25 protein-coding genes and 1 other RNA gene are annotated in these 25,375 nt (G+C 73.2%); 11 read left to right on the top strand and 15 right to left on the bottom strand.

The genetic code is table 11. The annotated features are described in order from the left end of the window. Positions 1-171 precede the first annotated feature (171 nt). From ABD361_RS10845 to ABD361_RS10830, 4 genes are all read right to left on the bottom strand, one after another. Positions 172-1,110, bottom strand: a complete 939-nt coding sequence (locus ABD361_RS10845) for an N-acetylmuramoyl-L-alanine amidase (RefSeq protein WP_425583190.1) — start codon at positions 1,108-1,110, stop codon at positions 172-174. Positions 1,111-1,133: 23 nt separating this feature from the next. Beyond that, on the bottom strand, positions 1,134-1,772 hold the full coding sequence (locus ABD361_RS10840; protein WP_344434745.1) for a class I SAM-dependent methyltransferase: 639 nt from the start codon (positions 1,770-1,772) through the stop codon (positions 1,134-1,136). Between the two features lie 125 nt (positions 1,773-1,897). Continuing rightward, a complete protein-coding gene (locus tag ABD361_RS10835) occupies positions 1,898-2,470 on the bottom strand; it encodes a response regulator transcription factor (protein WP_425583198.1) in 573 nt (190 codons plus the stop codon). Between the two features lie 50 nt (positions 2,471-2,520). Beyond that, complete coding sequence (locus ABD361_RS10830; protein WP_344434743.1) at positions 2,521-3,681, bottom strand: sensor histidine kinase; 1,161 nt, start codon at positions 3,679-3,681, stop codon at positions 2,521-2,523. A gap of 197 nt (positions 3,682-3,878) precedes the next feature. On the opposite strand from ABD361_RS10830, the gene ABD361_RS10825 reads away from it, so the two are divergent. Genes ABD361_RS10825 through ABD361_RS10815 form a run of 3 tightly spaced genes read left to right on the top strand, consistent with a single transcriptional unit; the run spans position 3,879 to position 6,795 of the window. Next, a complete protein-coding gene (locus tag ABD361_RS10825; protein WP_344434742.1) occupies positions 3,879-4,745 on the top strand; it encodes a MaoC/PaaZ C-terminal domain-containing protein in 867 nt (288 codons plus the stop codon). A 35-nt stretch (positions 4,746-4,780) separates the two neighbouring features. Beyond that, positions 4,781-5,857 carry a Zn-dependent alcohol dehydrogenase gene (locus ABD361_RS10820; RefSeq protein ID WP_344434741.1) on the top strand — a complete coding sequence of 359 codons (1,077 nt, stop codon included), beginning with the start codon at positions 4,781-4,783 and terminating at the stop codon, positions 5,855-5,857. Further along, positions 5,854-6,795 (top strand): 3-oxoacyl-ACP reductase, encoded by a 942-nt coding sequence (locus ABD361_RS10815; protein WP_344434740.1) that lies wholly within the window; start codon positions 5,854-5,856, stop codon positions 6,793-6,795. Before ABD361_RS10820 ends, ABD361_RS10815 begins: the two co-directional genes overlap by 4 nt. On the opposite strand, the gene ABD361_RS10810 is transcribed toward ABD361_RS10815, so the two are convergent. From ABD361_RS10810 to ABD361_RS10780, 7 genes are all read right to left on the bottom strand, one after another. Next, on the bottom strand, positions 6,726-7,277 hold the full coding sequence (locus ABD361_RS10810) for a hypothetical protein (protein ID WP_344434738.1): 552 nt from the start codon (positions 7,275-7,277) through the stop codon (positions 6,726-6,728). The genes ABD361_RS10815 and ABD361_RS10810 overlap by 70 nt on opposite strands. Positions 7,278-7,369: 92 nt before the next feature. Then, a complete protein-coding gene (locus tag ABD361_RS10805; protein WP_344434737.1) occupies positions 7,370-7,594 on the bottom strand; it encodes a DUF397 domain-containing protein in 225 nt (74 codons plus the stop codon). 98 nt (positions 7,595-7,692) lie between these two features. After that, on the bottom strand, positions 7,693-8,526 hold the full coding sequence (locus ABD361_RS10800; RefSeq protein ID WP_344434736.1) for a helix-turn-helix domain-containing protein: 834 nt from the start codon (positions 8,524-8,526) through the stop codon (positions 7,693-7,695). Next, on the bottom strand, positions 8,510-9,037 hold the full coding sequence (locus ABD361_RS10795; protein WP_344434735.1) for a DUF6879 family protein: 528 nt from the start codon (positions 9,035-9,037) through the stop codon (positions 8,510-8,512). The genes ABD361_RS10800 and ABD361_RS10795 overlap by 17 nt, the downstream gene beginning before the upstream one ends. Continuing rightward, on the bottom strand, positions 9,021-9,227 hold the full coding sequence (locus ABD361_RS10790; protein WP_344434734.1) for a hypothetical protein: 207 nt from the start codon (positions 9,225-9,227) through the stop codon (positions 9,021-9,023). Before ABD361_RS10790 ends, ABD361_RS10795 begins: the two co-directional genes overlap by 17 nt. A 243-nt stretch (positions 9,228-9,470) precedes the next feature. Then, an RNA gene (rnpB, locus tag ABD361_RS10785) (RNase P RNA component class A) lies at positions 9,471-9,870 on the bottom strand. A 40-nt stretch (positions 9,871-9,910) separates the two neighbouring features. Then, entirely contained in the window at positions 9,911-11,377 is a 1,467-nt protein-coding gene (locus ABD361_RS10780) for an RNB domain-containing ribonuclease (protein ID WP_344434733.1), read from the bottom strand. A gap of 124 nt (positions 11,378-11,501) precedes the next feature. Here ABD361_RS10780 and yaaA point away from each other — a divergent pair, with 124 nt between their 5' ends. Together yaaA and ABD361_RS10770 are read left to right on the top strand one after the other, a co-directional pair. Continuing rightward, complete coding sequence (gene yaaA, locus ABD361_RS10775; RefSeq protein ID WP_344434732.1) at positions 11,502-12,284, top strand: peroxide stress protein YaaA; 783 nt, start codon at positions 11,502-11,504, stop codon at positions 12,282-12,284. Between the two features lie 169 nt (positions 12,285-12,453). Further along, positions 12,454-12,759 (top strand): hypothetical protein, encoded by a 306-nt coding sequence (locus tag ABD361_RS10770; protein ID WP_344434731.1) that lies wholly within the window; start codon positions 12,454-12,456, stop codon positions 12,757-12,759. A 30-nt stretch (positions 12,760-12,789) separates the two neighbouring features. Here ABD361_RS10770 and ABD361_RS10765 read toward each other — a convergent pair whose 3' ends face one another. From ABD361_RS10765 to ABD361_RS10755, 3 genes are read right to left on the bottom strand one after another with little or no spacing between them, the layout of a single operon-like run. Further along, positions 12,790-13,986 (bottom strand): bifunctional RNase H/acid phosphatase, encoded by a 1,197-nt coding sequence (locus ABD361_RS10765; RefSeq protein WP_344434730.1) that lies wholly within the window; start codon positions 13,984-13,986, stop codon positions 12,790-12,792. A 24-nt stretch (positions 13,987-14,010) separates the two neighbouring features. Continuing rightward, positions 14,011-14,754 carry a zinc ribbon domain-containing protein gene (locus tag ABD361_RS10760; protein WP_344434961.1) on the bottom strand — a complete coding sequence of 248 codons (744 nt, stop codon included), beginning with the start codon at positions 14,752-14,754 and terminating at the stop codon, positions 14,011-14,013. 16 nt (positions 14,755-14,770) lie between these two features. Further along, on the bottom strand, positions 14,771-15,613 hold the full coding sequence (locus tag ABD361_RS10755; protein ID WP_344434729.1) for a Nif3-like dinuclear metal center hexameric protein: 843 nt from the start codon (positions 15,611-15,613) through the stop codon (positions 14,771-14,773). Positions 15,614-15,900: 287 nt separating this feature from the next. On the opposite strand from ABD361_RS10755, the gene ABD361_RS10750 reads away from it, so the two are divergent. The 4 genes from ABD361_RS10750 (at position 15,901) to ABD361_RS10735 (ending at position 19,100) form a co-directional block, all read left to right on the top strand. After that, on the top strand, positions 15,901-17,022 hold the full coding sequence (locus ABD361_RS10750) for a hypothetical protein (protein WP_344434727.1): 1,122 nt from the start codon (positions 15,901-15,903) through the stop codon (positions 17,020-17,022). A 135-nt stretch (positions 17,023-17,157) separates the two neighbouring features. Next, entirely contained in the window at positions 17,158-17,340 is a 183-nt protein-coding gene (locus ABD361_RS10745; RefSeq protein ID WP_344434726.1) for a hypothetical protein, read from the top strand. A 418-nt stretch (positions 17,341-17,758) separates the two neighbouring features. Then, the gene (locus tag ABD361_RS10740) at positions 17,759-18,100 is read left to right on the top strand and encodes a hypothetical protein (RefSeq protein ID WP_344434725.1); all 342 of its coding nucleotides are present in this window, start codon (positions 17,759-17,761) and stop codon (positions 18,098-18,100) included. 454 nt (positions 18,101-18,554) lie between these two features. Beyond that, complete coding sequence (locus tag ABD361_RS10735; protein WP_344434724.1) at positions 18,555-19,100, top strand: superoxide dismutase family protein; 546 nt, start codon at positions 18,555-18,557, stop codon at positions 19,098-19,100. A gap of 9 nt (positions 19,101-19,109) precedes the next feature. Here the strand turns inward: ABD361_RS10735 and ABD361_RS10730 are convergent, their stop codons facing one another. Next, entirely contained in the window at positions 19,110-20,993 is a 1,884-nt protein-coding gene (locus tag ABD361_RS10730) for a stealth family protein (RefSeq protein ID WP_344434723.1), read from the bottom strand. 434 nt (positions 20,994-21,427) lie between these two features. Between ABD361_RS10730 and ABD361_RS10725 the strand changes: the two genes are divergently transcribed. Next, a complete protein-coding gene (locus tag ABD361_RS10725) occupies positions 21,428-22,453 on the top strand; it encodes a hypothetical protein (protein WP_344434722.1) in 1,026 nt (341 codons plus the stop codon). A gap of 40 nt (positions 22,454-22,493) precedes the next feature. Then, positions 22,494-25,370 carry a stealth conserved region 3 domain-containing protein gene (locus tag ABD361_RS10720; RefSeq protein ID WP_344434721.1) on the top strand — a complete coding sequence of 959 codons (2,877 nt, stop codon included), beginning with the start codon at positions 22,494-22,496 and terminating at the stop codon, positions 25,368-25,370. Positions 25,371-25,375 lie beyond the last annotated feature (5 nt).

Raw genomic sequence — 25,375 nt, 5'->3', positions numbered from 1 at the left:
TGCTGTCAGTAATCGTCGCTGTCGCCGGTACGCGGGATGCCAAAGCGCGCGCGGGCGCGGGGGTGGCGGCCACCCATCGTACGGGGAGCACCACCGCCGGGCCGTCCGGGCGTCCGCTTCGTATCACCCTCGTGACACGCGTGCGGCCCCGCCGGTCGCGCCCGCCGGTCCCTACCCGCGCAGGAAGTCCGTAATGCCGTCCGCGATCCCCTGCGCCGCCTTCTGGCGCCAGTCGGCATCGGTCAGCAGGGCCGCGTCCTGGGCGTCCCGCATGTTGCCGCACTCGATGAAGACCTTCGGAACCACCGAGAGGTTGAGGCCCCCGAGGTCACTGCGCGTGTCCAGGCCCGTGCCCTTGCCGATGTAGTTGGACGGCGCGCTGCCCGTCGTCCGCACGAAGTTCCCCGCGATCCGCGCGCCCAGCTCCTTCGAGGGCCCCACGATCCGCGACGTGTCCGCGCCCCCGGCCCGCACCAGCGCGGGCAGGATCACATGGAAACCGCGCTGGCCGGGTGCCGCCCCGTCGGCATGGATCGACACGGCCGCATCACCGTGCGCCTTGTTGCCGATCTCCGCCCGTTCCGTCACGCACGGCCCGTACGGCCGGTCGCCGTCGTGGGTCAGTGTCACCGACGCGCCCCGCGAGAGCAGGATGTCCCGCAGCCGGTGCGCCACGTCCAGGCTGAAGGTGGCCTCCGCGTAACCGGCGTTGGTCTCCGTGCCGGTCGTGTCGCACTCCTTGCGGCCGTTGCCCACGTCGACCTGACGGTTGATCTCGGCGGGGTGCTCCGCGTTGTGGATGTTGTGACCGGGGTCGACCACCACGACCTTCCCCCGGAGCGGACCGTCCTTCGCCGCCTCCGGGGCGGGCGCCGCGACGGACGGCGAGGGCGCGGCGGACGACGACGCGGGAGCCGGCGGGGCCGGTGCCCGGGTGCTCGCCGGGGTCGCGGGCGCCGGACGCGCGGGCGCCGACGCGGCCCCCGCGGGCCGCGCGTCGGCGCCGGCATCGCCGCCACTGCCGCAGCCCGCCGCCCCGCCGGCCAGGAACACCACTGCCAGCCCCGCGACGAGACGCCGGGTCACCGAGGGAACGCTGCCTATGGACACGCGGGCGATGCTAGCGCCGCGGCTCAGATCCCGAGACCCGTACGCCGCAGTACGCGCAGCGAGCGCGTCACCGAGATCTCTGTGAACGCCCCGGACGCGAGCGCCCTGCGGTACACCCGGTACGGCGCCTGACCGCCGTCCGCCGGGTCCGGGAAGACGTCGTGGATCACCAGCAGGCCACCCGGAGCGACGTGCGGGGCCCAGCCCTCGTAGTCCGCGTTCGCGTGCTCGTCCGTGTGCCCGCCGTCGATGAACACCAGCCCCAGCGGAGCCCCCCACAACGCCGCCACCTGCGGGGAGCGGCCCACCATCGCCACCACGTGCTCCTCCAGCCCGGCCCGGTGCAGGGTCCGGCGGAAGACCGGCAGCGTGTCCATCCGGCCCACCTCGCCGTCCACGAGCGAGGCGTCGTGGTACTCCCAGCCCGGCTGCTGCTCCTCGCTGCCGCGGTGGTGGTCGACGGTCACCGCCACGAGCCCCGCCGCGCGAGCGGCGTCGGCCAGCAGGATCGTCGAACGCCCGCAGTACGTCCCCACCTCCAGCAACGGCAGCCCGAGCGCGACGGCGTCCTCCGCGGCGGCGTGGAGGGCGAGCCCCTCGTCGAGCGGCATGAACCCCTTGGCCGCCTCGAACGCGGCGACGACGGTGGGCTGCGGTGCCATGGGGTGTCCTCACTGTGCGGTGCGGTGCGGTGCGTGCGGTGCGGTGCCTTGTCGCGCCCATGCTGCCGCACGCGTGCACGGGGCGCGGGGGCGGGGTGGGGGAGGGGCCCGGCGCAGGCGAACCCCTACAGCCACCCGTTCCGGCGCGCGGCCCGCACCGCTTCCATCCGGTTCCGCGTCTGCGTCTTGCCGATTGCCGCCGACAAGTAATTGCGCACCGTCGCCGGTGACAAGTGCACCCGCGCCGCGATGTCGGCCACGGTCGCCCCGTCGACGGCCGCGCTGAGCACATCGCGTTCCCGCTGGGTGAGCGGGTTGGGCCCGGCGCTGAGCGCCGCGGCGGCCAGTGCGGGGTCGATGACGCGTTCGCCGGCGAGGGCGCGGCGGATGGCCGCGGCGAGGTCCTCGACGGGTCCGTCCTTGACGAGGAAGCCGCAGGCGCCGGCTTCCATGGCCCGGCGCAGGTAGCCGGGCCGTCCGAAGGTGGTGAGTATCAGGACGCGGCACTGCGGCAGCCGTGCGCGCAGGTCGGCGGCGGCGTCGAGGCCGCTGCGGCCGGGGAGTTCGATGTCCAGGAGGGCGACGTCGGGTTGTTCGGCCAGGGCCTTGGGCAGGATGTCGTCGCCGTTGCCGACCTGGGCGACGATCTCCATGTCGTCCTCCAGGCCGAGCAGCAGTGCGAGCGCACCGCGCATCATGCCCTGGTCCTCGGCCAGCAGGATCTTCGTCCGCCGGTTGTGCTCGGTGCTCACGCGGCGCGTTCCTCCTCGTTGTCGTCCACCGGTAGTTCGGCCACGAGCCGGAATCCGCGTCGTCCGTCGGGGCCGGCGTCCAGGAAGCCGCCTGCGGCGGCGAGTCGTTCGGTCAGGCCCTTCAGGCCGGTGCCGGGCGTGCCCGAGCCCGAGCCTACGCCGCACCCGTCGTCGCCGATCTCCAGATGGACGCGGTCGGTCTCGCCGCGTACTTCGATGGTGCAGTGCCCTGCGCCGCTGTGCCGGACGACGTTGGTGACCCCCTCGCGCACCACCCAGCCCAGCAGGGCCGCGGTCTGGGGCGGCAGGGGCGGGCCGGACTGGTTGATGGCGGTGGTGATGCCGGAGGCGTCGAGGAGGGAGCGGGCGCGGTCGAGTTCGGTGGTGAGGCTGCCTTCGCGGTAGCCGGTGACGGCTTCGCGGATCTCGGTGAGCGCCTGGCGGCCGACGGCTTCGATGTCGGCGGCCTGGCCCATGGCGGCGTCGAGGTCGCGGGGGCCGAGGCGGCGTACGGCCTCGGCCTTGACGACGATGACGGACATGGTGTGGCCGAGCAGGTCGTGCAGGTCGCGGGAGAAGCGCAGGCGTTCGCGTTCGACGGCGGAGCGGGCGAGTTCCTCGCGGGTGGCGCGCAGTTCGGCGACGGTCTCGAAGAGCCGCAGCACGGCCGCCGTCACCAGGCCGGAGAGGACGGTTCCGTAGCCGGCGGCGACCGAGTTCTCCACGCTGCCGTGGAAGCCGGCGATGACCCCGGCCGATCCGGCGAAGGCGAGGACCGCGAAGCCGAGCATCCGCTCGCCGCGCAGCACGATGCCGGAGGCCAGGGACAGCACCGGGAAGCACAGCAGCCAGTCGCCGCCGTAGCCGATCGTCAGGGCGTACGTGGTCAGGACCAGCCCGAGCAGGAGCAGGCGGGGCAGCGGCGTGCCCAGGCGCCTGCGGTCGAGGCCGAGGACGACGGTGCCGATGTAGAAGCCGGCGAAGAGGACGACTCCGGCGCCGCCGAGCCAGGGCAGGGGCAACTCGCCGCGCACGAGGTCCTGGACGTCGCCGGAGATCATGAACAGCCAGGGCAGGAAGGCGAACTTGCCCGGCGGTTTGTGCCGGGCGATGTCGTCGATGCCGCCGTGGGCGGTCGCCCTCAGCCTCTTTCTCATTCCCGCATCGTAGGCAGGCGGCCGAGGGGCCCGGCAGGAGCGAATGTCGTGCGCCACCCGTGACATTTGTCTTCCCACGCCACGGGGTTTGGGCTATACATGAGGGCCGTTGAATAGAACGCGTTCTACTGTGTGGTGTTTGAGCCCGTTGTTTTCGAGTCCGTTGCGTTCGAGACGGCGATAGGAGTACCGCCTCCATGCCCATCGACCCCGCCCAGGCCCTCGCCGCCGCCCCCCGCACCGCCACCCTGGCCTGGGACCACAAGGACGTCCTGCTCTACCACCTGGGCATCGGCGCCGGCACCCCGGCCACCGACCCCCAGGAGCTGCGCTACACCCTGGAGAGCCGGCTCCACGTGCTGCCCTCGTTCGCGACCGTCGCCGGCGGCGGCCGCGCCGTGGCCGGCGGGCTCGACTGGCCGGGCGTCGACGTCGACCTCGCCGCGGTGCTGCACGGCGGGCAGACCGTCACCGTCCACCGGCCCCTGCCCGTACGGGCCCAACGGGCGACACAGACCGCGCGCGTGCGCGCCGTCCACGACAAGGGCAAGGCCGCCGTCATCGTGCTGTCCTCCGACGTCGCCGACGAGGCCAGCCCCCTGTGGACCAGCACCAGCGAGATCTTCGTCAAGGGCGAGGGCGGCTTCGGCGGCGAACGCGGCACCACCGCCCGCCTCCAGACCCCGGCCACCGCCCCCGACCTGACCGCCGATCGGCCCACCCGCGAGGACCAGGCCCTGCTCTACCGCCTCTCCGGCGACTGGAACCCGCTGCACGCCGACCCGGAGTTCGCCAGGCTCGCCGGCTACGACAGGCCGATCCTGCACGGGCTGTGCTCCTACGGCATCGTCCTCAAGGCCGTCGTCGACACCGCGCTCGGCGGCGATGTCGGCCGCGTGCGCTCGTACGCCACCCGTTTTGCCGGCATCGTCCTGCCCGGCGAGACCCTGCGCGTGCGCATGTGGCGGGATACGCCCGGCCCCGGGCGCATCCAGGTCACCGCCACCGCCGTCGAGCGCGACGACGCGCCCGTGCTGACGGACACGGTCGTCGAGCACTCCTGAGGTCTGTCTCCTCGTCCCGTGAAGGGAGCCCTCCCATGCGCGCCGCCGTACAGCACAAGACCGGGCAGGACCGCCTGGAAGTCCTCGACGACGTCGAGGCGACCGGCTTCGGCCCCGGCAAGGTCAGGATCCGCGTCCGCGCCGCCGGACTGTGTCACTCCGACCTGTCCGCCATGTCCGGCGTCCTGCCGCAGCACGCCCCGTTCGTCCCCGGCCACGAGGGCGCCGGCGACGTCCTCGCCACCGGCGACGGCGTCACCCACGTCAAGCCCGGCGACCGGGTGCTCATCTGCTGGCTGCCCGCCTGCGGCACCTGCCCCGCCTGCCGGCGCGGCCAGAGCCAGCTGTGCCTGAAGGGCCTCGCCGAGGGCGCCGCCCCCAACTTCCGCCACCGCACCGCCGACCTGTACGGCTTCGCCGGCACCGGCACCTTCGCCGAGGAACTCGTCGTCGGCGCCCGCTGCGCCGTACCCGTCCCCGACGACGTCCCCTACGAGATCGCCGCGCTCATCGGCTGCGGCGTCACCACCGGACTCGGCGCCGCCCTCAACACCGCGCAGGTCACGGCCGGCTCCTCGGTCGCCGTCATCGGCTGCGGCGGCGTCGGCATCAGCGCCGTGCAGGGCGCCCGCGTCGCCGGCGCCGCCCAGATCGTCGCCGTCGACCCCGTCGAGTCGCGCCGCGACGCGGCCCTGCGCCTGGGCGCCACCGAGGCCGTCGCCCCCGAGGGCCTGCGCGACGCCGCCGCCCGCATCACCGGCGGCGAGGGCTTCGACTACGTCTTCGAGGTCGTCGGCAAGGCCGCCACCGCCCGCACCGCCTACGACGCCACCCGGCGCGGCGGCACGCTGTGCGTGGTGGGGGCCGGCGCCATGGACGACCACTTCTCCCTCAACATGTTCGAGCTGTTCTTCGACGAGAAGAAGATCCTGCCCTCCCTGTACGGGGGCGGGGACGTCCTGCGCTCCTACGAACGCGCCATCGCCCTGTGGCGCGCCGGACGCGTCGACCTCGAAGGCCTCATCACCCACCGCGTCCCCCTCGCCCGCGTCAACGACGCCCTCGACCAGATGCGCAGCGGCGAGGCCCTGCGCACCTGGGTGACGCTGTGAACGCCGCCGCCCTGGCCGGGCGGACCGCCATCGTCACCGGCGCCGGCCGCGGCCTCGGCCGGGCCGAGGCCCTCGAACTCGCCCGCCACGGCGCGAACGTCGTCGTCAACGACCTCGGCAGCCCCGGCCGCGACGGCACCGGCGAGCCCACACCCGGCCCGGCCCACGCCGTCGCCGACGAGATCCGCGCGGCCGGCGGCCAGGCCGTGGCCCACACGGGCGACGTCTCCGACTTCGACGCGGCCCGGGACCTGGTGGAACTGGCCGTCGGGACGTACGGCTCCCTGGACATCCTGGTCAACAACGCGGGCATCCTGCGCGACCGCATGGTCTTCTCCATGACCGAGGAGGAATGGGACTCCGTCCTGCGTGTCCACCTCAAAGGCCACTTCACCACGGTGCGCTTCGCGGCGGCGTACTGGAGGGAACGCTCCAAGGCCACGGGCGGCCCCGTGTACGGGCGGATCGTCAACACGTCGTCGGAAGCGTTCCTGGCGGGCTCGGCGGGACAGCCCAACTACGCGGCGGCCAAGGGCGGCATCATCGGCCTCACCACCTCGACGGCGGCAGCCCTACGGAAATACGGCGTCACGGCGAACGCGATCTGCCCCCGGGCCCGCACCCGCATGACGGAAGACCTCTTCGGCGCAGCCGCCCCCAGCGAGGGCCCCGACCCCTTGGCCCCCGAGCACGTGGCCCCCCTGGTCGCCTACCTGTCCTCACCGGCCGCGGCGATGGTGACGGGGCAGGTGTTCGTGGCGCACGGCGGCATGGTGGCGGTGATGGAACGCCCCCGCGTGGCGGCACGTTTCGAGACGAAGGCCGACACCTTCACGTTCGAAGAACTCGACGGCCTCCTGTCCCCCTACTACGCGAAACGCGACCCGAGCGAGGGCTTCGCGGCCCCGGAGGTACTGCTGCTGCGGCGGGGCGGGTGAACACCCGGCGCGGCCTTGCCGATCGGACAGTGCAGCTCCGGCGCGGCGCGATTCGGCGAGCACGCCACCAGCGCCACGGACAGGAACAAGGTGCTTTGCAGATAGAACCCGAGTGACACATCCCCGCCGAGCGCCAGCCGCTCGGCGGCGGAGGCGACAAGGGCGGCCTGCCGGGTCGCGTCCCGGTCGGCGCCGGCGGCAAACCGAGGCGTGGCCCCGGCCAGCCGCTCTCCCAGCCACTCCGCGGCTTCCTCCGGCTCGTCCCATGTCCCCTGGACGAGCCGGGCCGGCTTCAGCAGCCAGTACGCCGTCGCGATCGGCGGAACGCCGGTGGCCCTCCACTCTGCGACGGCCTCCCGGTACCGCTGCTGTACGTCGTCGGGGCCGGTGGCCGTCGGCGCCACCGAAGGGGGCGGGCGCCGGATGCTCTCCTTGTCGAACGCACTCTTCTCGCCGGTCCAGAGGTACCCGTGAACGTGCAACTGGCCTTCCCGTTCGGAGCAAAGGGAAGGCGGCCTCCGTCCTCTCCGGGAAGCGGAGACCGCCGGTCGACGAGCGGCCCTGACGGCCTGGGTCAGGCCGTGAGGCCGAAGCTGGCCGGGTCGATGCCGGCCGCCTTCAGCTCGGCAGAGGTGAACCGCAGCGGCTCCGCGCCGGGCCGCTTGCTGTCGCCGAGCGCGTAGGCGTCCTCACCGATGCGGGCGAGGGTCACGCACGCTTCACCGTCGGGGTGGGTGTTGCCGCCGCATGCCGCGGTGAACTGTGCGCCGTCGATGTCGAGCCGGTACAGGTCGGTCATGATGTGCCTTCCTGACGGGAGGGTGTCCGTGGTCGTGGACACATCGTTGGGGCGTCAGGTCCGGCCGGTCCAGCTTTATGCGAGTCTTCGCTTAAAGATCACGATCGGCAGAGGGCTGCCCACTTCGCGAGCCATTCCCTGGCCTGCTCCCCGAAGACGGCATGAGCTTCGTGGACGGCGAACTCGTCGAGGTATGCGGAAACGTCTCTGTGGTCCCTGAAGATGAGTACCCCGGTCGGGGTCTCGACGGTGGCCATGCTGTCGCCATAAACCGTGAAGACGCTCAGAGGCCCCGGCTTCACGTCGCGCCCGATCGGGATTACTCCGATGCGCACGTTCGGCAGGTGTGCCAGTGACGCGAGGTGGTCGATCTGTACAGCCATCGCATCGGGCGGGAGGAGAGGCCACCTGACGGCCTGCTCTGTGAGGATGAAGCTGAACCGCTTCGACCTGTCGTAGAGCACTGTCTGGCGCTCCAGCTTCTTCGCGATGGTCTTGCCCTGGTCTCCCGGAACGCCTGCGATGCTTGCTCTCACGTACTCGGGCGTGGCCAGGAGGCCCGTGATCATCGTGGGCAGAAAATAACGGAACTCCGTGGACGACTTCTCAAGGCCGGCCAGTTCGTTCTGCCGTTTGTCGAGCCCTCTGCGGAGAAGCGACCGGTCGTCCTGCCATTCGGTATTGGCGATCCTGGCAAGGGCCATGACCTCGGAAACGAGCTCGGAGGGAGCGTCGAGGGCTCTCAGCATCAGCTCGACGTCGACGAGGTTCGGGGTCACCTTTCCGTTCTCGATGTTGCTGACCTTGGTTTGCGACGTATTGCAACGCCGAGCGAGCCGAACCTGTGAGAGTCCGGCTCGCTTGCGAAGCGTCTTCAACGTTGCGGCCAGGTCGGCCTTGGACCGGCCCAACTGCTCAGGTTCGAAGGTCAAGGCCCTTCACGTACTCCTCGAAGGACACCGATTCGGCGAGCGCAATCCGCTGGTACTCCCTGTACAGCTCCGGGTCGCCCTCGTACACTTCCCGACTGATCTGGGTGCCATCGAGTGCATAATGCATCAGCACCACATCCGACCGGTCGAACATCCAGAAATCCTGGACGCCGGCCAACGGGTTCTCCCGGCCGGTCACGTCCATGATCCGGATGTCTTCTCCGGCCAGGACGTGCGCCTCGTAGTACATGAACTCGTACCGGAGGTACTCCGAGAGCGGGCGGGTCACGACGTGCACGCGCCCCTTCGTTTTGCCCTCGCGACGCACGCGCTTGAGGTCGTCGGTGTACTCGTCCGAGTAGGTGTGAGGGTCGAGGCGTTCGCCTGCGAGGAACCGCCGGATCTCTTCCTCTTCCTGCGGCACCCGGTAGACCGGCAAGGTCTCCAATCGCCATGCCTCGCTTCGGAAGTCGAGGAACTTGGCGTCCCACTCCTCACCATCCAAGAGCACGGACTGCCTCCTTCAGTACGCTCTCGGGGATCTCCACGAGCCCTTCGCCTTGGGGAGGCGTGAAGGCGTCGGATACGCCGCCCTGGACGAGGATGGAGCCCGTGGCCGTCCGGTAGACGTTCGGGCAGTCGTTCTTGTTGCAGGTTCCGGAGCCATTTCCCGTGAGCCGCGTCAGCCCCGCACGCGCCATGGTCCACCCCTCTCGGCGGGGCCTGCCCCCGCTCTGGGACGACGCTAGGGGGGACGCGCCGGGACCGTCCATGCGAGAACGGCGATATTCACGAAGTCGGGTAGTCGATCACTGGCGACGGGTGCGGTCGGGTGCTTGCAGACCTGGTTCCGGCATCCCCGGTGACGGCCCTTGGCAACGCGAAAGCCCCCGCCGACCTGGTGGCGTGCCAGGGCAGGGGGGCTTTCGCCGAGTGGGCGGCGGCGGACGAGTCGGCCTGTACGCCGGGTTCTGTCTCCCGGGGGCCTTGCGGCCGCCGGGGAGGCGGTCATCCATCTAGGCCTGCCGTTGCCGACAGGCTCGTGCGGTCTACCCGCGGACTCGGGCGGGCAGCCCTCGAGCGTCCGCGCAGGGCCGCCGTGGCGGCCCCTCTTGACCTTGCTCCGGGTGGGGTTTACCGAGCCGTCCGGGTCACCCCGGACGCTGGTGGTCTCTTACACCACCGTTTCACCCTTACCGAGGGCACGAGGCCCCCGGCGGTCTGTTTTCTGTGGCACTGTCCCGCGGGTCACCCCGGGTGGGCGTTACCCACCACCCTGCCGTGTGGAGCCCGGACGTTCCTCGGAGGATCTGTGAGATCCCCCGCGACCGCCCGGCCGGCTCGTCCGCCGTGCCGACCATGGTACCGGCCGCACACCGGCCGCTCACACCGGGGCGAACCCGGCCTTGGCCCTGCCCGGGTCGGCGGCGGTCACGCGGACGCGCAGCCGGCGGCCGAGGGCCAGTGGGGGGCCGTCGGCGGGGCCCTCGACGCGGCCGACGACGGCCGGGTCGTAGAGGTGGACGGTGCCGGTCGTGGGGCGGGAGGGGCTGACGTCGACGACGTACGCGTCGAAGATCTCCCCGATGCGGTCGCGCAGCAGTGCGGCTTCCACCAGGTCCACGCATGCGTGCTCCGTCTCCGCCGCCCGCCGGGCGCCGCGCTCCATCTCCGCCGGCAGCGCCTCCAGCGCGGCGCGCACCCACTCGGGGGGTGCGGTGCCGGCCGCGGCGGCGAGGCTCAGTTCGCTCGCGTAGCGGTCGGCGAGGCGGCGCAGCGGGGCGGTGCAGTGGGCGTACGGGGCGGCGACCGCGGCGTGGACGGGGTCGGCGGGGCGCGGCAGTGCGGCCGGGCGGTCGCGGTCGAAGACGGCGTACCCGGCGCCGCGCAGCAGCGCGGTGCATTCCTGCAGGAAGGCCGCATGCTGGCTGTCGGCGGGGTCGAGGGCCCGTACGAGCACGGCGTACGGCATCTCCTGCGGCCATGGCACGCCGAGGGCGCGGGCCACGCGGCGCAACCGGTCGACGGCGTCGGGCGGGGCGGCCGGCAGGGTGCGCAGGACGCCGGTGCCCGCGTCGAGCATCAGGCGGGCGGCGGCCATGCCGGTCATGAGGGAGAGCTGGGCGTTCCAGCCCTCCACGGGCAGCGGGGCGCGGTACTCCAGCGCGTACCGCCCGTCCCCGCGCCGTACGACCACTTGTTCGGGTACGTGCAGGGATATGCCGCCACGTTCGCGTTCGAGCTGCTCGCGCAGCCCGCCGATCTCCCGGAGCAGCCGCAGCGGCTCCTCGGCCGTGCCGGAGTCGAGCCGGCGCTGGACGCCCGCGTAGTCCAGGCGGGCCCGGCTGCGCACGGTGGCGCGGCGGACGTCCGTACTGGTCGGGCGGCCGTCGGCGTCGAGGTCCAGCCGCCACAGCACGGCGGGGCGGTCGTGGTCGGGCAGCAGGCTGGCGGCGTCCTCGCCCAGGACCTCGGGGTGCAGCGGAATGCGTACGTCCGGGTAGTACAGGGTCAGGACGCGCGCGTGGGCCTCGGCGTCCAGCGCGCCACCGGGCCGGACGAAGGCGGCCACGTCGGCGACGGCGTAGTGGACGCGGTAGCCGCCACCGGGCCGGCGGGCCAGGAACATCGCCTGGTCGAGGTCCTTCGAGCCGGGCGGGTCGACCGTGAAGAGCGGTACGTCCGTCGCGTCGTGCGCGGGCCGCGCCGGGTGCCGCGCCGCCTGCTCGGCCTCCTGCAGCACAGCGGGCGGGAAGGCCTCGGGGACGGCGGTGCGGGCCCGCAGCTCGTGCAGGGCGGACAGCAGCGGACCGTGCTCCCTGTCCGTCACGGCCAGCGGGCGGCGGGGCATGGCACCGAGCCTAGGCGCGCGCCGAGCGCCCGGCACGGCGAGTGCGGCGTACGGCGTGGGGGCGCCACGGCGTTAGGGTGCACAGGGCCGACCGACGCCGACGTCTTCGAGGAGAGATACGACCGTGCTCGTGCTGTTGCCGCCGTCCGAGGGGAAGGCCACCGGGGGTACCGGTGCCGCGCTGGAGATCGCGGAGCTGTCCCTGCCGGGCCTGCGCGAGGCCCGCGAGAGGGTGCTCGGCGAGCTGGTGGAGCTGTGCTCCGGCGACGAGGACAAGGCGGCGGAGGTGCTGGGCCTCAGCCAGGGCCTGCGCGGGGAGATCGCCAAGAACGCGGCCCTGCGCACCGCCCCCACCCGCCCCGCGGCCGAGGTCTACACGGGCGTCCTGTACGACGCGCTGGACCTGGCCTCGCTGCCGGCCGCCGCCCGGCGCGCGGCCGAGCGCTCCCTGCTGGTGTTCTCGGGCCTGTGGGGCGCGGTGCGCATCGGCGACGCCATCCCCTCCTACCGCTGCTCGATGGGGGTCAAGCTGCCCGGCCTCGGCGCCCTGGGCGCCTTCTGGCGCGGGCCGATGGCCGAGGTGCTGCCGGAGGCGGCGGGTACGGGCCTGGTCCTCGACCTGCGCTCGGCGGCGTACGCCGGCGCCTGGAAGCCCAAGGGCGAGCTCGCGGGCCGTACGGCCACCGTGCGCGTCCTGCACTCGAAGGTCGTCGGCGGTGTCGAGAAGCGGTCGGTGGTCAGCCACTTCAACAAGGCGACCAAGGGCCGCATCGTCCGTGACCTGCTGACTTCCGGCTCGGCCCCCGTTTCCCCGGCCGAACTCGCCGAGGCGCTGCGGGACCTGGGGTACGTGGTGGAGCAGGGCGCGAAGCCCGGCGCGCTCGACGTCGTGGTGACCGAGCTGTAGTCCGAGCTGTAGCCCGAGCTGTAGTCCGCATCCTGCCACTCCTGGGGGTGGTGGGCGGGTGACCGGCTGACAGAAGGTGAACGACGGTGACCGCCGTCCCGCTAACCTGCTGCCTGCCATGAACGATTTCGTTGATGAAGCACGCTCGCGAGTCGCACACCTGCTCAGGATGGCCAACACCGACGACGACCGGATCAGGGCGCAGATCATCGAGTACGCCGACAGCACGCCCGAGCCGCCGGTGATAAGCAGGGGCGCGGGCATCGTCACCACCGGGTGCGCCCGCTGCCGGCGCACCGCCTGGCGGCAGCACGACTGCGAGGGGCCCATGTGGGTGTGCGGGACGTGCGGTCACGTGGAGCCGATCACCCTGCGGTGCCCGCAGTGCGACCTCGACATGATCCCGCCGCGCGTGGGCGCGCCCGACCGGTGGGAGTGCCCGGGCTGCGAGCGGGTGGCGTCGACGGTCCCGTAGGGGCACCGCATCACCGGACGCGCAGGCGCGTCACACCCGCAGGTGCGACGTGTCGTTGAGCAGGCGCAGCGACGCGTTGCCGTCGGCGTAGTAGGCCACGGCCGACAGGGAGGCGGCCGACAGTTCCATGCGGAAGGCCGACTCCGGCGGGGCGCCCAGGGCCAGCCGTACGAGCGTCTTGACCGGGGTCACGTGCGTCACCAGCAGCACCGTGCGTCCCGCGTACCGGGCGATGAGCCGGTCCCGGGTGACGGCCACCCGGCGGGCGACCGCCGCGAAGCTCTCGCCGCCGCCGGTGGGGGCGGCCTTGGCCGAGGCGAGCCAGGCGTCGAGGTCCTCGGGGAAGCGCTCGCGGACCTCGCCGAACGTCAGGCCCTCCCAGGCGCCGAAGTCGGCCTCGCGCAGGCCGTCCTCGACGCGTACGTCCAGGCCCAGCCGGCCGGCGACGGCCTCGGCCGTCTCGCGGCAGCGCCGCAGCGGGGAAGTGACGATCGCCTGGATCGTGCCGCGCGCGGCGAGCGCGGCCGCGGCCGCCTCGGCCTGGCGGCGGCCGGCGGGGGAGAGTGCGGGGTCGCTGCCGCCGGAGCCGGAGAAGCGTTTCTCTGGTGTCAGGGCCGTCTCGCCGTGCCGCAGCAGCACGAAGGTGGTGGGTGCGCCGAGGTCGGCCGGTGCCGCCCAGCCGACGGGTGCGGCCTTGGGCTCGGCCAGGGGCTCGGCGACGGGCACCTCGACGGCGTGGGTGGCCGTGGTGCCGGCCGCGGCGGAGGCCGCGACCGCCAGCCCGGCCGACGAGCGGCCCGGCTCCCACTGCCGGCCCGCTTTGCCGGCGTCCATGGCCTCGTTGGCGAGCCGGTCGGCGTGCTTGTTCTCCTCGCGCGGGATCCACTCGTAGGAGACGCTGCCGGGCGGGAGGATCCGCCGGGCGGCGGCGGCGAGCGGCTTCATGTCCGGGTGCTTGATCTTCCAGCGGCCCGTCATCTGCTCGACGACGAGCTTGGAGTCCATCCGGACCTGGACGCTCGCCTCCGGGTCGAGGGCCCGGGCGGCCTCCAGCCCGGCGATCAGGCCCTTGTACTCGGCGACGTTGTTGGTGGCCCGCCCGATGTACTCGGCGGCCTCCGCCAGCGTCTGCCCGGTGGCCGCGTCGCGGACGACCGCGCCGTAGCCGGCGGGGCCGGGGTTGCCGCGGGAGCCGCCGTCGGCCTCCACGATGAAGCGGTTCGCCATGATGTTCGCTGCTACAGCCCGCTACTACAGCCCGGACTCGGGCGTACGGACGAGGATGCGGCGGCAGTTCTCGCAGCGCACGACGGCGTCGGGGGCAGCGGAGCGGACCTCGTTGAGCTCGGTGATGTTGAGCTCCAGGCGGCAGCCCTCGCAGCGACGCTGGTACAGGCGGGCGGCACCGACGCCACCGGACTGGGCGCGCAGCTTGTCGTACAGCTTGATCAGGTCCGCCGGGATGGAGTCGGCGACGACCTCGCGCTCCTTGGTGACGGTGGCGATCTCGGCGTCGATCTGCGCGGTGGCGGCGTCCCGGCGGGCGGCGGCGTCGTTGACCTTGGCCTGGACGGACTCCACGCGGCCGGTCAGCTCGCGGACCCGCTCCTGGGCGGCCTCGCGGCGCTCCATGACCTCGAGGACGACGTCCTCCAGGTCGCCCTGGCGCTTGGCGAGGGAGGCCACCTCGTGCTGGAGGTTCTCCAGGTCCTTCGGGGACAGGCCGGCGCCGGAGTCCAGGCGCTGCTGGTCGCGGGCGGCGCGCTGGCGGACCTGGTCGACGTCCTGCTCGGCCTTCGCCTGCTCGCGGGCGCAGTCGCTCTCCTCGGTCTGCGCGGCGACGAGCAGGTCGCGGTGCTGGGTCAGGTCGCCCTCGAGGGTCTGGATCTCGGCGTGCTCGGGCAGGCTCCTGCGCTTGTGGGCGAGCTGGGTGAGGCGGACGTCCAGGGCCTGGAGGTCGAGGAGGCGGATCTGGTCGGCGGGCGCGGCGTTCAGTTGGGGGCTCCTGGGGTTACTGGTGATGGGTGACGGACGACGCCGCGTGGGCGGTCCAGGGGTCGGTGACCGTGCGGCTGACGTGGGTGCGCAGGCCCCAGCCGTACCGGTCGGAGATCTCGTCGAGCTGGGCCGCGGCCTGCTCGGTCCAGGGCCATTCGGTGGCCCAGTGCGCGGCGTCGACCAGCGCCAGCGGGCTGTGCTGCTGGGCCTCGGAGGCGGGGTGGTGGCGCAGGTCGGCGGTGACGAAGGCGTCGACGCCCGCGGCGCGCACCTCGGCGAAGAGGGAGTCGCCGGAGCCGCCGCACACGGCGACGGTACGGATGAGGCGGTCCGGGTCGCCGGCCGCGCGGACGCCCTGCGCGGTGGCGGGCAGCCGCTTGGCGACGCGCTCGGCGAACTCCGCCAGCCGCACCGGCGGGTCGAGCTCGCAGATCCGGCCCAGGCCCCGGCGGCCGGCCGGGTCGCTCGCGTCGGGCACGAGGGGGCCGACGACGCGCAGGTCGAGGGCGCCCGCCAGGGCGTCGGAGACGCCGGGGTCGGCGCTGTCGGCGTTGGTGTGCGCGACGTGCAGCGCGATGTCGTTCTTGATCAGGGTGTGCACGACGCGGCCCTTGAAGGTGCCGGCCGAGACCGTCGTCGTCCCCCGCAGGTACAGCGGGTGGTGGGCCACGATCAGGTCGGCGCCGAGCTCCACGGCCTCGTCGACGATCTCCTGCACGGGGTCGACGGCGAACAGGACCCGGGTGACCGGTGCGTCGGGATCGCCGCAGACCGTGCCGACGGCGTCCCACTGCTCGGCCCGCTCCGGCGGCCAGAGGGCTTCGAGGGCGGCGATCACTTCAGACAGTACGGGCACGGGGAAAGGCTACCTGGCCGCGTGCCCCGGGCGGCCTCCTCGGTGGCCGTCCGGCAAGCACACCCGCCCCCCGTGTCTCGGGAAAACCGAAAACTCACCACCCGTACGCGTGAAGCCGCGGGGGTCGCAGGGTTCGGCGGGACGCCCGATAACTACGTTCTGTGCCGGAGGTGACGTTTCTCATGACGGTCTGTGCTCCCCTTGGCACCCCGGCCCCCTCTGACCCGCAGAGTCCTCCGGGCCCCTCGGCCCCGCCCGGCCCCGCGCGCAGTGCGCCGCCGGCGGACATGAGACGCCCCGCATTCACCGTCACGGCGGACGGCTCGTACGCGGCGTGGCTGGCCCTCGGCCGCGGTACGGACGGCTGGTTCCCCGAGCGCTGGACGCTGGACGGGCCCGAGCCGTACGCCGTGTCGCTGCCCGGCAGCCAGCCCGAGGAGGCCGACAGCCAGGTACTGCCGCTGACCGACGGCCGGGTGCTCATCCGGCGCCGGGTCGCCGAGCGGTACGCGCTGTCCCTGCTCTACCCCACCGGCCACGGCACCGGCGAGGTCCCCCTCGGGGCCATCGAATGCCGTCACCTCTGCCTGCTGCCCCCCGCACCCGACGGCGCCTGCGCCTACGCGCTCGTCCTCGCCGAACGGCACACCACGCTGTGGCGCGTGCACGGCGGCGGCAACGGCCCCGAACTGCTCGCCACCGTCCCCGGCCGGTGCGAGGGCGGCGCCTGGCTCGACCGCGCCGGGCGGCTGCTGGCCCTCGACCGCGAGCTGGAGGGCGTCACCAAGACCGTCGTCGTCGACCTCGGCCGGGGCGGCGAGACCAGCCCCCTGCTGCAGATCACCGACACCAGCAACGACCGGCTGCTGCTCGCCGAACCGGACAGCGGCCTGCTCCTCGTGCGCTCCGACGCGCCCGGCACCGACCGGCTCGGCTGGGGCGTGCTCGGCTCCGCCCGGCCCGTCCGCTTCCCCGAGTGCCTGCTGCCCCCGGGCACCGCGCTCACCCCCTTCGCCGCCCAGCCCGGGCACGGGCTGGCCCCCGAACAGTGCTCGGTCGCCTTCCGTGTGGACCGCGAGGGCGCCGGCAGCTGGGTGGGCGTGTGGAGCGCGGCCACCAAGCGGCTGCGGCAGTTCCCCGGGCCGGTCGGCTGGCTCACGGGCGCCGGCCTGTGGACGACCGGCGGCGAACTCAAACTGCCCTTCGTCACCCCCACCGTGCCCTGCGGCCTCGCCCGCCTGCGGCTGCCCCCGCCGGAGGAACCCGGCGGCGACCTGGCCGAACCGCTGTGCCTCGAACCGGACGACGAGGACGACGAGCCCTCCACCGGCCCTGCCGCCCTGGCCCCGGTGCCCGCCCCGCGCCCGGTACCGCTGCAGCAGGCACCGTGCGCCCGGGCGTCCGGCTAGTGGGACCGGCCGGCCACCGGCTGGCTTGGTGATCAAGGTCCCGTTAGACTTGCCGGCCGGGTGGCCGGGCCCGAACAACCGCGTGCGGCCGCCGGATCGAGACCGATTCCCGACCCGACGGAGTGACGTACCGCCATGTCCGACGCCGCCACGGCCCGCACCGGGACGACGCACGAGACGGAAGCGCACGCCCCCCGGGCGGCCGCCCCCACCGGCACGGGCCGCCACCGCGGCCCCCTGGCCCCGGAGGACGCCGCCGCCCAGCCCCCGGCGACCCCCCACGGCAAACACCGCCGCACCCCGGGCACGCAGGGGTAACCCCGGCGGGCACGAGAAGCGCCTGAGGCGTCACCCGTCCGGCCCAGCTGGACGGAGCGCCGGGGCCTCTCAGGCGCACCGTGAGAGCGAGCGCGGGGGACGCGCCCTCGGGTAGTGCCCTCGCCAAAGACTTCATCCGCACGCGCCCCTCAGCCATCAGGCCCATGATTCCCGCCAGCACCGGCAAATGATCGCTTTCGACGCCCTTGCCCGGGCCCAGGAAGGTCTCGGCCCCGGACATTGGTCGGGCCCGGCCGATATTGACGCGGTGAGCGGGAGCGTGTGCGGGGCCGCGCTATTCGGTTCGTTCGAGGTGACGTGATGTTCGCCCTGTCCGGCCGTTGAACCGCGGACGGCCGCGGGCCGTCATGTGGGTCGAGCGACGTGATCATCGCGTCCCTGACGGAGGAGACCTCTTATGACCGGCAAGCTCGTCACCAGGCTGTCCGTGGCCGCTGCGTCGACTTTCGCGGCTGTGGCCCTGCTCGGGGCCACACCCGCCCTGGCCGCCGCCGCAGGGGACGATGAGCGGGCACAGCAGATCGAGCAGGCGGAGGAGCACCTGCGGGAGGCCGAGCGGGAGGCCGATCCGCAGGCCGCCGAGGACCGCGACACCGAGCGCCGGATCGCCGCGGACCAACGAGACATCGAGGACGGCCTCGGCTCGGGGGACTCCAAGCGGGCAGCCCGGGCTGCCGAGGACGCGCAGGCCATCGCCGAAGAGCAGGCCGCCGCGGAGGGGGACTCCGAGGCGGAATAGCAGATGGGGCATCAGCTCGGCCGAAGGCCCGGCGGGTCGGCTCACCGGTGGCCGGAGGCTGGACACTCGGTCGCCCATCCCGGGCCGCCTCCGCCTCGGCGGACTTCAACGGCACGTTGCTGGCCAGGAGAGCGTTCCCCAGCGTTTCCGCAGGTCAGGAACCTACGCTGCACAGAACCCGGCGTACAGGCCGACTCGTCCGCCCCAACCCCCTTCGGTAGAAGCTGCATCGGCTTGCCTGATCACATGAGTCAAGGGAAGCACTCGTGCCTCACTGGCCGCATCGGCGTGCGGCCAGCGCAAGAAGCGTCCCCACGGCGCACCCCGGTGGCCGGGCGCCCCACTGGGTGGAGCCGTCCGATCGCCCGCTCCTGGCCCATCACCACGCGCGAGTAGTTCCACCGCTCCCTAGCGTGGAAAGGAGGCGAAGAGTGCGCACGGAAGGGAAACCAAGGTGTCTTTCCCCCTGCCGGCGATAGCCGCATCCATGGCCCTCCTGGCGCCGTTCGGTGCCGATGGCCGCGGGGCGAGTGTCGAGGCGTTCTTCGCCGGGGCACGCTCCGGGGCGCAGGCGGTGTCGTTCGACCAAGGAGCCGTGCCCGTGGGGGCGCGGATCGGGGTCGTGGAGCGGACAGGGCCGGACGGGACCGCCGTCGAGCTGACGGTGCACGGGCTGCAGGCGCACCGGATGTTCGGGGCGCACGTGCACCAGAAGACGTGCGGTACGGTCCCCGACGCCTCCGGGCCGCACTACCAGGACGTCAAGGATCCCCGGCAGCCCTCCACCGACCCCGCGTACGCCAATGCGCGCAACGAGGTGTGGCTGGACTTCACCACCGACGGGCAGGGCGACGGGGCCTCCGTCGCGCACGTGACGTGGCGCTTCCGCGCCGGTCAGGCGATGTCCGTCGTTGTCCATGCGCACGGTACCGCGACCGCGCCGGGGCAGGCAGGGACCGCGGGGGCCCGGCTCGCCTGTGTGAACGTGCCGTTCGAGTAAGGAAGTCGACTACTTCTCGAACGGGCTCGGCACCGGGAAGTAGCCCTCCAGGAAGGGGGCTATCAGCGCGTTCGTGCGCGCCATGTCCTTCTCCGTCGAGACCGTGTCGTTGATGCAGAACGCGTCCATGTCCCGGTGTGCCAGCAGGCGGTTGAGCCTGCGGGACGTGTTCGGGTGGGCCAGGTCCATGTAGACGTAGCGCAGGTCGGACGGTATGGCCTTGGCCCGGTGGTAGGCGTAGTAGTGGTGCAGGGAGGAGGCGACCGAGAGGTCGGCCGGGCTGCGGAAGCGGGCTGCGGCGGTGGCGGCGTGGGCGTCGGCGTAGCGTTCCTCGATCTCGTCGAGGACGGTGCGGCTGAGCGCGTGCGGCACGTGGCGCATCTTTTGGGTGAAGGTGGTGCCGAAGCCGTCTTCTATCAGGGCCCGGTTGTTCTTGGCCGCCGCCGCGACCGGCGGGTCGGCCGGGTTGTGCACGCCGAGGGGCACGAGGGCGGGCGAGGGGAAGAACTTGGTCAGCCCGTTGGAGAGGAAGAAGTCCTGCGGGGTGAGGGGGCTGCCGAGGAAGACGTCGTCGTTGAAGTACAGGAAGTGCTCGGAGAGTCCCTCGATGTGGTGCAGCTGGGTCTCGATGGCGTGCGAGTTGAACGTGGGCAGCACGGCCGGGTCCGAGAAGATCTCGCGGTGGCTCACCACCCGGATGCCGGGGTGGTCGGTGTTCAGCCAGGCGGGCGTCTGGTCGTCGGTGACCAGGTAGATCGTGCGCACCCAGGGCGCGTACTGGTGGATGGAGCGCAGGGAGTACTTGAGCTCGTCGCGGCTGATGTAGCGCGCGTCGTTCGCGGCCTCCTCGTGGCGCTCCTCGCCCGTGCCGTCGGCCTCGCGCTGGGCGCGGGCGCGCCGGGCGGCCCACTCGGGGTCGTTGCCGTCCACCCAGGTGTAGACGACGTCGATGGGGAAGGTGACGTCCTGCGGGAGCCGGAGGGTGAATTCGGGGCGGGTGCGCACGCGGCGTCCGCGCCGGGCGGTGGCCGGTCCCTCGGCGGCGTGGCCGAGCGGGCCGGTGAACAGCTCCAGGGGTGCCTCGACGCTCTCGCCGTCGGCGTCGACCTCCTCCACGACGCCGTTGCGGCGCGGGGCGGTGAGCACGGGCCGGCCGTACGGGCCGTCCTCGCGCGTCCAGAACTGGATGTCGCAGCCGTGCTCCGGGCCGAGGACGAGCGAGCCGTCGGCGGTGGTGCGCAGCCACGTCAGCCGCAGGACGGCGGTCTTCTCCAGCTGCCGCCAGGTGCCCGCCACGAAACCGGGCAGGGCCTGGCCGGGGGCGCCCGTACGGTCGACCGCGGCGACGTAGCCGGGGGTGCGGGCGCACAGGCGGGCCAGCTGCTGCAGGGCGCGCCGGCGGTCGGCGGCGGCCACGGCGACGGCCGGGGCGGTGCCCTCGGTCGCCCAGCGGACGCAGAAGTGGTCGATGCCGGCGTCCTCCAGCGCGGAGGTCACCAGCGACAGGGCCTCGGCGCGGGCGCCGTGCGGCGTGGGCGCGGGGTCGACCAGGGCTATGTGGGCCTTGCCGTCCACGAGCACCGCGCGCGGCAGGTGCGACTCCAGGTGCCCGGCGTAGCGGCGCTGCAGCCGGCGGCCGCGTATGCGCTGGTGGCGCTGCTGGAGGTCGAGGGAGTCGGCCATGTGCTGCATGAGGGCGCCGCGGGTCTCGACGGAGACCCGCTGGGCTATCGCCCGCCGCGCGCTCTCCGGCAGCAGCCGGCGGTAGGCCTTGACGAGGCCGGACTTCTCGGGGTTCGCCTGGCGGGGCACGGACGGCACGGCTGCCGCGGCGGGGGCGGGGCCGGCGGCGTCCTCGCCGGTCACCGGCTTCGCCGACTGGTCGAGTGCCAAGATCCTTCAACCCCTCGGTCGCACAGCCCGGTCGCGCGGCCCGCCTGGCGGCCTACGGCCCGGGCGGCCTGCGGTCCGCCTCGCGGCAACGCCGATCCCGCGGCCCCGGAAACACAGAGAAACAAGTAACTACCAGAGCGTTTTGCGCGGAGGCAATCCGCCGCCGGACCGTCCCCCGGCCGTGTGCCGGGGCGCGGGCGGGCGTGCAATGCGCTCCCTTCAAGGGATCCACCGCTTTTCGGGCCGTACGGTTCCGCATGCGCCGTGTGGGGAATTTCACCTGGTGGCAACGCCCCCGCAAGCGTGGGGTGGCAGGGCGAAAGCCGTTGCCGACCGGGCGGGCCACCGCGGCCCGCCCCTTACCCTGAATGAGTGCTCGTTCAGATCATGACCCCCGCGGCTCACGCACCGGCGGGCGGCCACGGGGAGAGCCCGTGACCGCGCCCCGCCACGCCCTGCGCGTGATCAAGAAGTCCGCCCGCATCGCGCTGCGCCGCAGCCCGGCCTGGAAGGTCGGCCAGCAGGTGCGCCGCCGCGTGGGCACCGGGATCGCGAACGGCCGCGACACCTACGTCGACTCCCTGCTGATGCCGGCCGCGCACGGTTCGGCGGCCCGCGTCCAGTACGCGGCCGTGCTCGACGGCCACACCCTGAACCTGCAGGCCGTGCTCCCCGCCGGCACCCCCGAGGCCGCCCCCGCCCATCTGGTGCTGGTCAACGGCGCCACGGCGGTGCGCACCGAGGCCCGCCTGGAGCGCACCACGGCCGGCGAGCTCACGGCGACCGCCACCGTCCTGCTGGGCGCCGAGGCCGGCGGCCTGCCGGTCAACGTCGGCCGCTGGCACCTGGCCCTGGAGGTGGAGCGCCCCGGCGCGACCGTACGGCTGCGCCTGCTCGGCGACGGCGCCCCGGCGTACAGCGGCCCCACCCGGCCGCTGGCCGTCTGCCCGGTCACCGGCCGCCGGCACCGCCTGGGCATCACCCCGGCCGGCCAGCTGCGGCTGACCGTCGCCGCCGCCGAGCCCCGCGCCGAGGTGCTGCGCATCGAGCGTTCCTTCAGCGGCGTGGACGTGCTCTTCGCCCTGTACGGCGCCGACGCCGGCGGCACCCGTCCCGTCGTCGAGCTCGCCGAGCAGGACCGCCGCGGCGTGCTCCGGCACACGGCCGAGCCGCTGCCGGGCGACGACAGCGCCTGGCGGCTGAGCGTGCCGCTGGCCCGGGTGCTCGACACCTCCCGCACCCAGACCTGGAGCCTGCGCCTGCCCCGCGCCGCGCGCGGGGCCCGGCCGCTGGAGCTGGGCCGGCGCGGCCACGACCTGCGCGCCCCGCGCCAGGTGTTCACCCCGCCCAAGTTCACCGTACGGGCCGCGGACGGCACGTTCGTCCAGATCAAGCCCCAGTACACCCGCCGCGGCGCGCTTCGGCTCGTCTGCACCCCGCGCGCCCCCAGCACCCGCTGAGGACACCGCCACCGGACCGCCGCACACACGAAGGCCGCACGTGAAAATCACCTTTCTGCTGACCTCCGCCGACACCATGGGCGGTACCGAACGCGCCACGATGACCCTCGCCGAGCTGCTCGCCGAGCAGCACCAGGTGGAGATCCTCAGCGTCTTCCGCACCCAGGACGAGGCGTTCTTCGACAGCGGCGCCGTGCGCGTGCGCAACCTGATCGACACCCGCGGCGGGCAGCAGCGCCCGGTGCGGTCCGAGGCGGACGGCGGCCCGGAGCTGGCCGCCGCCCACCGGCGCCTGGCGAGCGCCCCCAGCGAGCTGATCCAGCCCGAGTGGGAGGGCGCCTTCAACCGCCTGGCCGACCTCGAGCTCGCCGAGGCGCTGCAGGACACCGACGCGGACGTGCTGATCTCCTCCACGCCCGCCCTGCTCGCCTACATGGCCCAGCTCGCCCCCCGCCACGTGCTCACCGTGCACATGGACCACCGGGTCTCCGAGCTGCGCGGCGTCACCGGCGAGCCGCTGCGGATGTACACCTCGCACATCGACGCCCTCGTCTCGCTCACCAGCCGCACCCGCGACTGGTTCGCCGAGACCCTCGGCGCCTGCGCCCCGCGCCTGGCCGCGATCGGCAACGCCCTGCCCGACGGCTTCCGCCCGCGCTCCACCCTGGAGACCCGCACCGTCGTCCTCGGCGCCCGCCTGGCCGCCGAGAAGCAGGTCGAGCACGCCATACGGTCCTTCGCCACCGTGGCCGCCGACCGCCCCCGCTGGACGCTGCGCGTCCTGGGCGACGGCCCGCGCATGCGCGCCCTGAAGAACCTCGCCAACCACCTCGGCGTCGCCGACCAGGTGCAGCTGGTCGGCAGCACCGGCAACATGGCCGAGGAGTGGGCCAAGGCGTCCATCGCCATGCTCACCTCCCGCGTCGAGGCCTTCGGCCTCGTGCTCGTCGAGGCCCAGGCCGCCGGCGTGCCCGTCGTCGCCTACGACTGCCCCAACGGCCCCGGCGAGATCCTCACCGACGGCGAGAACGGCCTGCTCGCCCCGCTGGGCGAGGAGGGCGAGCTGGCCGACGCCCTCGCCCGCCTGATGGACGACGACGAGCTGCGCCGCGCCATGGGCGCCGCCGCGCTTGAGAACGCCGGCCGCTTCAGCCACGACCAGGTCGCCAAGGAGTGGAACGACCTGCTCGACGAGCTCGCCGCACACCGCTCCGGCGGCCGGCGCGACGCCGAGCGGGCCCGCCGCCGCATGCTGCAGGCCGCCGCCGACACCGCCGGCGGCATCGCCGGCGCCGCCGTGCCGCGCGGCACCGACCGCTCCTTCTCCGACGTCGCCCACAAGGCCCACGAGGTGCGCATCGAGGCGGCCCGCCCCGACGTCAAGCGCGCCGGCGGCCAGATCTGCCTCGTCCGCGAGAACACCACGCCCTTCGAGGTCATGCAGGACAACCTCGACCTAACCGTGGACGCCCTCGACGCCCTGGGCATCGCCTACGCGGTCACGCCCACCACCCAGCTGCGGCACACCATCGCCGTCGACGGCGCCTTCCGCGACGCCTTCGTCGACGAGCTCGCCCGCCGCTACAAGGACGAGCCGGTCTACGTCGCCCTGCTCAACGCCCGCGGCTCCGTGCTGCGCACCGTCCTCGCCGGCTACCTGACGCCCTCCGTCGTCCCGTCCACCTGCGTGGGCATGCGCGTCTTCCGCCCCGTCATCACCGGCGGCGGCCAGCTGCGCGTCAGCGGCGTCTACGGCTGCACCGTCGCCTTCTGGCAGGACACCGAGGACGACGAGACCACCGTCACCTTCCCCTCCGGCACCCGCTACGGCGCCACCCTGCCGCGCACCGAGCTGGCCAAGCCCGCCACCACCCGCATCGGCGAGCGCGAGTACAGCACGCTGGAGGCGTTCGCCAAGACCTTCGTCGACGAGGTCGACTTCCCCATCGACGTCGTCTACACCTGGGTCGACGGCACCGACCCCGCGTGGCTGGCCCGCAAGGAGAAGACGCAGGCCGAGCACGGCATCCTGGCCGCCGCCTCCGCCGGCGCCTCCGCCCGCTTCCGCAGCCGCGACGAGCTGCGCTACTCGCTGCGCTCGCTCGACATGCACGCCCCCTGGGTGCGCACCATCTACCTGCTGACCGACGACCAGACCCCCGACTGGCTGGACACCGACCACCCGCGCGTGAAGGTCGTCAGCCACCGCGAGGTCTTCGGCGACACCGGCCGCCTGCCGTCGTTCAACTCGCACGCCATCGAGAGCCGCATCCACCGCATCGAGGGCATCGCCGAGCACATCCTGTACTTCAACGACGACGTCTTCCTCGGCCGCCCGATGCAGCCGGAGTCCTTCTTCCACGGCTCGGGCGCGGCCAAGTGCTTCATGTCGCCCACCGCCGTGCCGGCCGGCGACCCCTCGCTCGACAGCGACCTCGTCTTCGCCGCGGCGAAGAACAACAGGGCCTTCATCGAGCGGGAGTTCGGCAAGACCGTCACCAACACCTTCCTGCACACCCCGCACCCGCTGCGCCGCAGCGTGCTGGAGGAGCTGGAGGAGCGGTTCCCGGAGGAGATCGGCACCACGGCCTCCGCCCAGTTCCGCAGCCGCAGCGACCTGGCGATCGCCTCCTCGCTGCACCACTGGTACGCGCTGTTCACCGGGCGCTCCCTGCCGGGCAGCATCAGCTCGGCCTTCGTCAACGTCGGCCTGCGCGAACACCACGTCCGCCTGCACCGCATCCTCGCGACGCGCGCGAACGACGTGTTCTGCATCAACGACTACCACGACGGGGACGTGCCGGAGGACGAGCAGGCGGATGCCCTCGCGGTCTTTCTTGAGGGCTACTTCCCCGTCGCCTCCCAGTTCGAGAAGGGCTCCGAGCGCAACCGCCGCCTCGTCCACGGGGGCGAGTGACCGGC

The organism is Streptomyces luteosporeus (genome assembly GCF_039532865.1).
GTDB lineage: Bacteria > Actinomycetota > Actinomycetes > Streptomycetales > Streptomycetaceae > Streptomyces > Streptomyces luteosporeus.
This window is presented reverse-complemented; position numbering and strand designations above follow the sequence as displayed.

What these genes read in the sequence shown, in the direction of transcription:
- ABD361_RS10750 (WP_344434727.1), top strand. Translation starts at nt 15,901, where the DNA reads ATGAGACGCCCCGCATTCACCGTCACGGCGGACGGCTCGTACGCGGCG.
- ABD361_RS10780 (WP_344434733.1), bottom strand. Translation starts at nt 11,377, where the DNA reads ATGCCCCGCCGCCCGCTGGCCGTGACGGACAGGGAGCACGGTCCGCTG.
- ABD361_RS10840 (WP_344434745.1), bottom strand. Translation starts at nt 1,772, where the DNA reads ATGGCACCGCAGCCCACCGTCGTCGCCGCGTTCGAGGCGGCCAAGGGG.
- ABD361_RS10835 (WP_425583198.1), bottom strand. Translation starts at nt 2,470, where the DNA reads ATGATGCGCGGTGCGCTCGCACTGCTGCTCGGCCTGGAGGACGACATG.
- ABD361_RS10740 (WP_344434725.1), top strand. Translation starts at nt 17,759, where the DNA reads ATGACCGGCAAGCTCGTCACCAGGCTGTCCGTGGCCGCTGCGTCGACT.
- ABD361_RS10820 (WP_344434741.1), top strand. Translation starts at nt 4,781, where the DNA reads ATGCGCGCCGCCGTACAGCACAAGACCGGGCAGGACCGCCTGGAAGTC.
- ABD361_RS10765 (WP_344434730.1), bottom strand. Translation starts at nt 13,986, where the DNA reads ATGGCGAACCGCTTCATCGTGGAGGCCGACGGCGGCTCCCGCGGCAAC.
- ABD361_RS10825 (WP_344434742.1), top strand. Translation starts at nt 3,879, where the DNA reads ATGCCCATCGACCCCGCCCAGGCCCTCGCCGCCGCCCCCCGCACCGCC.
- ABD361_RS10805 (WP_344434737.1), bottom strand. Translation starts at nt 7,594, where the DNA reads ATGACCGACCTGTACCGGCTCGACATCGACGGCGCACAGTTCACCGCG.
- ABD361_RS10830 (WP_344434743.1), bottom strand. Translation starts at nt 3,681, where the DNA reads ATGAGAAAGAGGCTGAGGGCGACCGCCCACGGCGGCATCGACGACATC.
- ABD361_RS10770 (WP_344434731.1), top strand. Translation starts at nt 12,454, where the DNA reads ATGGCCAACACCGACGACGACCGGATCAGGGCGCAGATCATCGAGTAC.
- ABD361_RS10790 (WP_344434734.1), bottom strand. Translation starts at nt 9,227, where the DNA reads ATGGCGCGTGCGGGGCTGACGCGGCTCACGGGAAATGGCTCCGGAACC.
- ABD361_RS10745 (WP_344434726.1), top strand. Translation starts at nt 17,158, where the DNA reads ATGTCCGACGCCGCCACGGCCCGCACCGGGACGACGCACGAGACGGAA.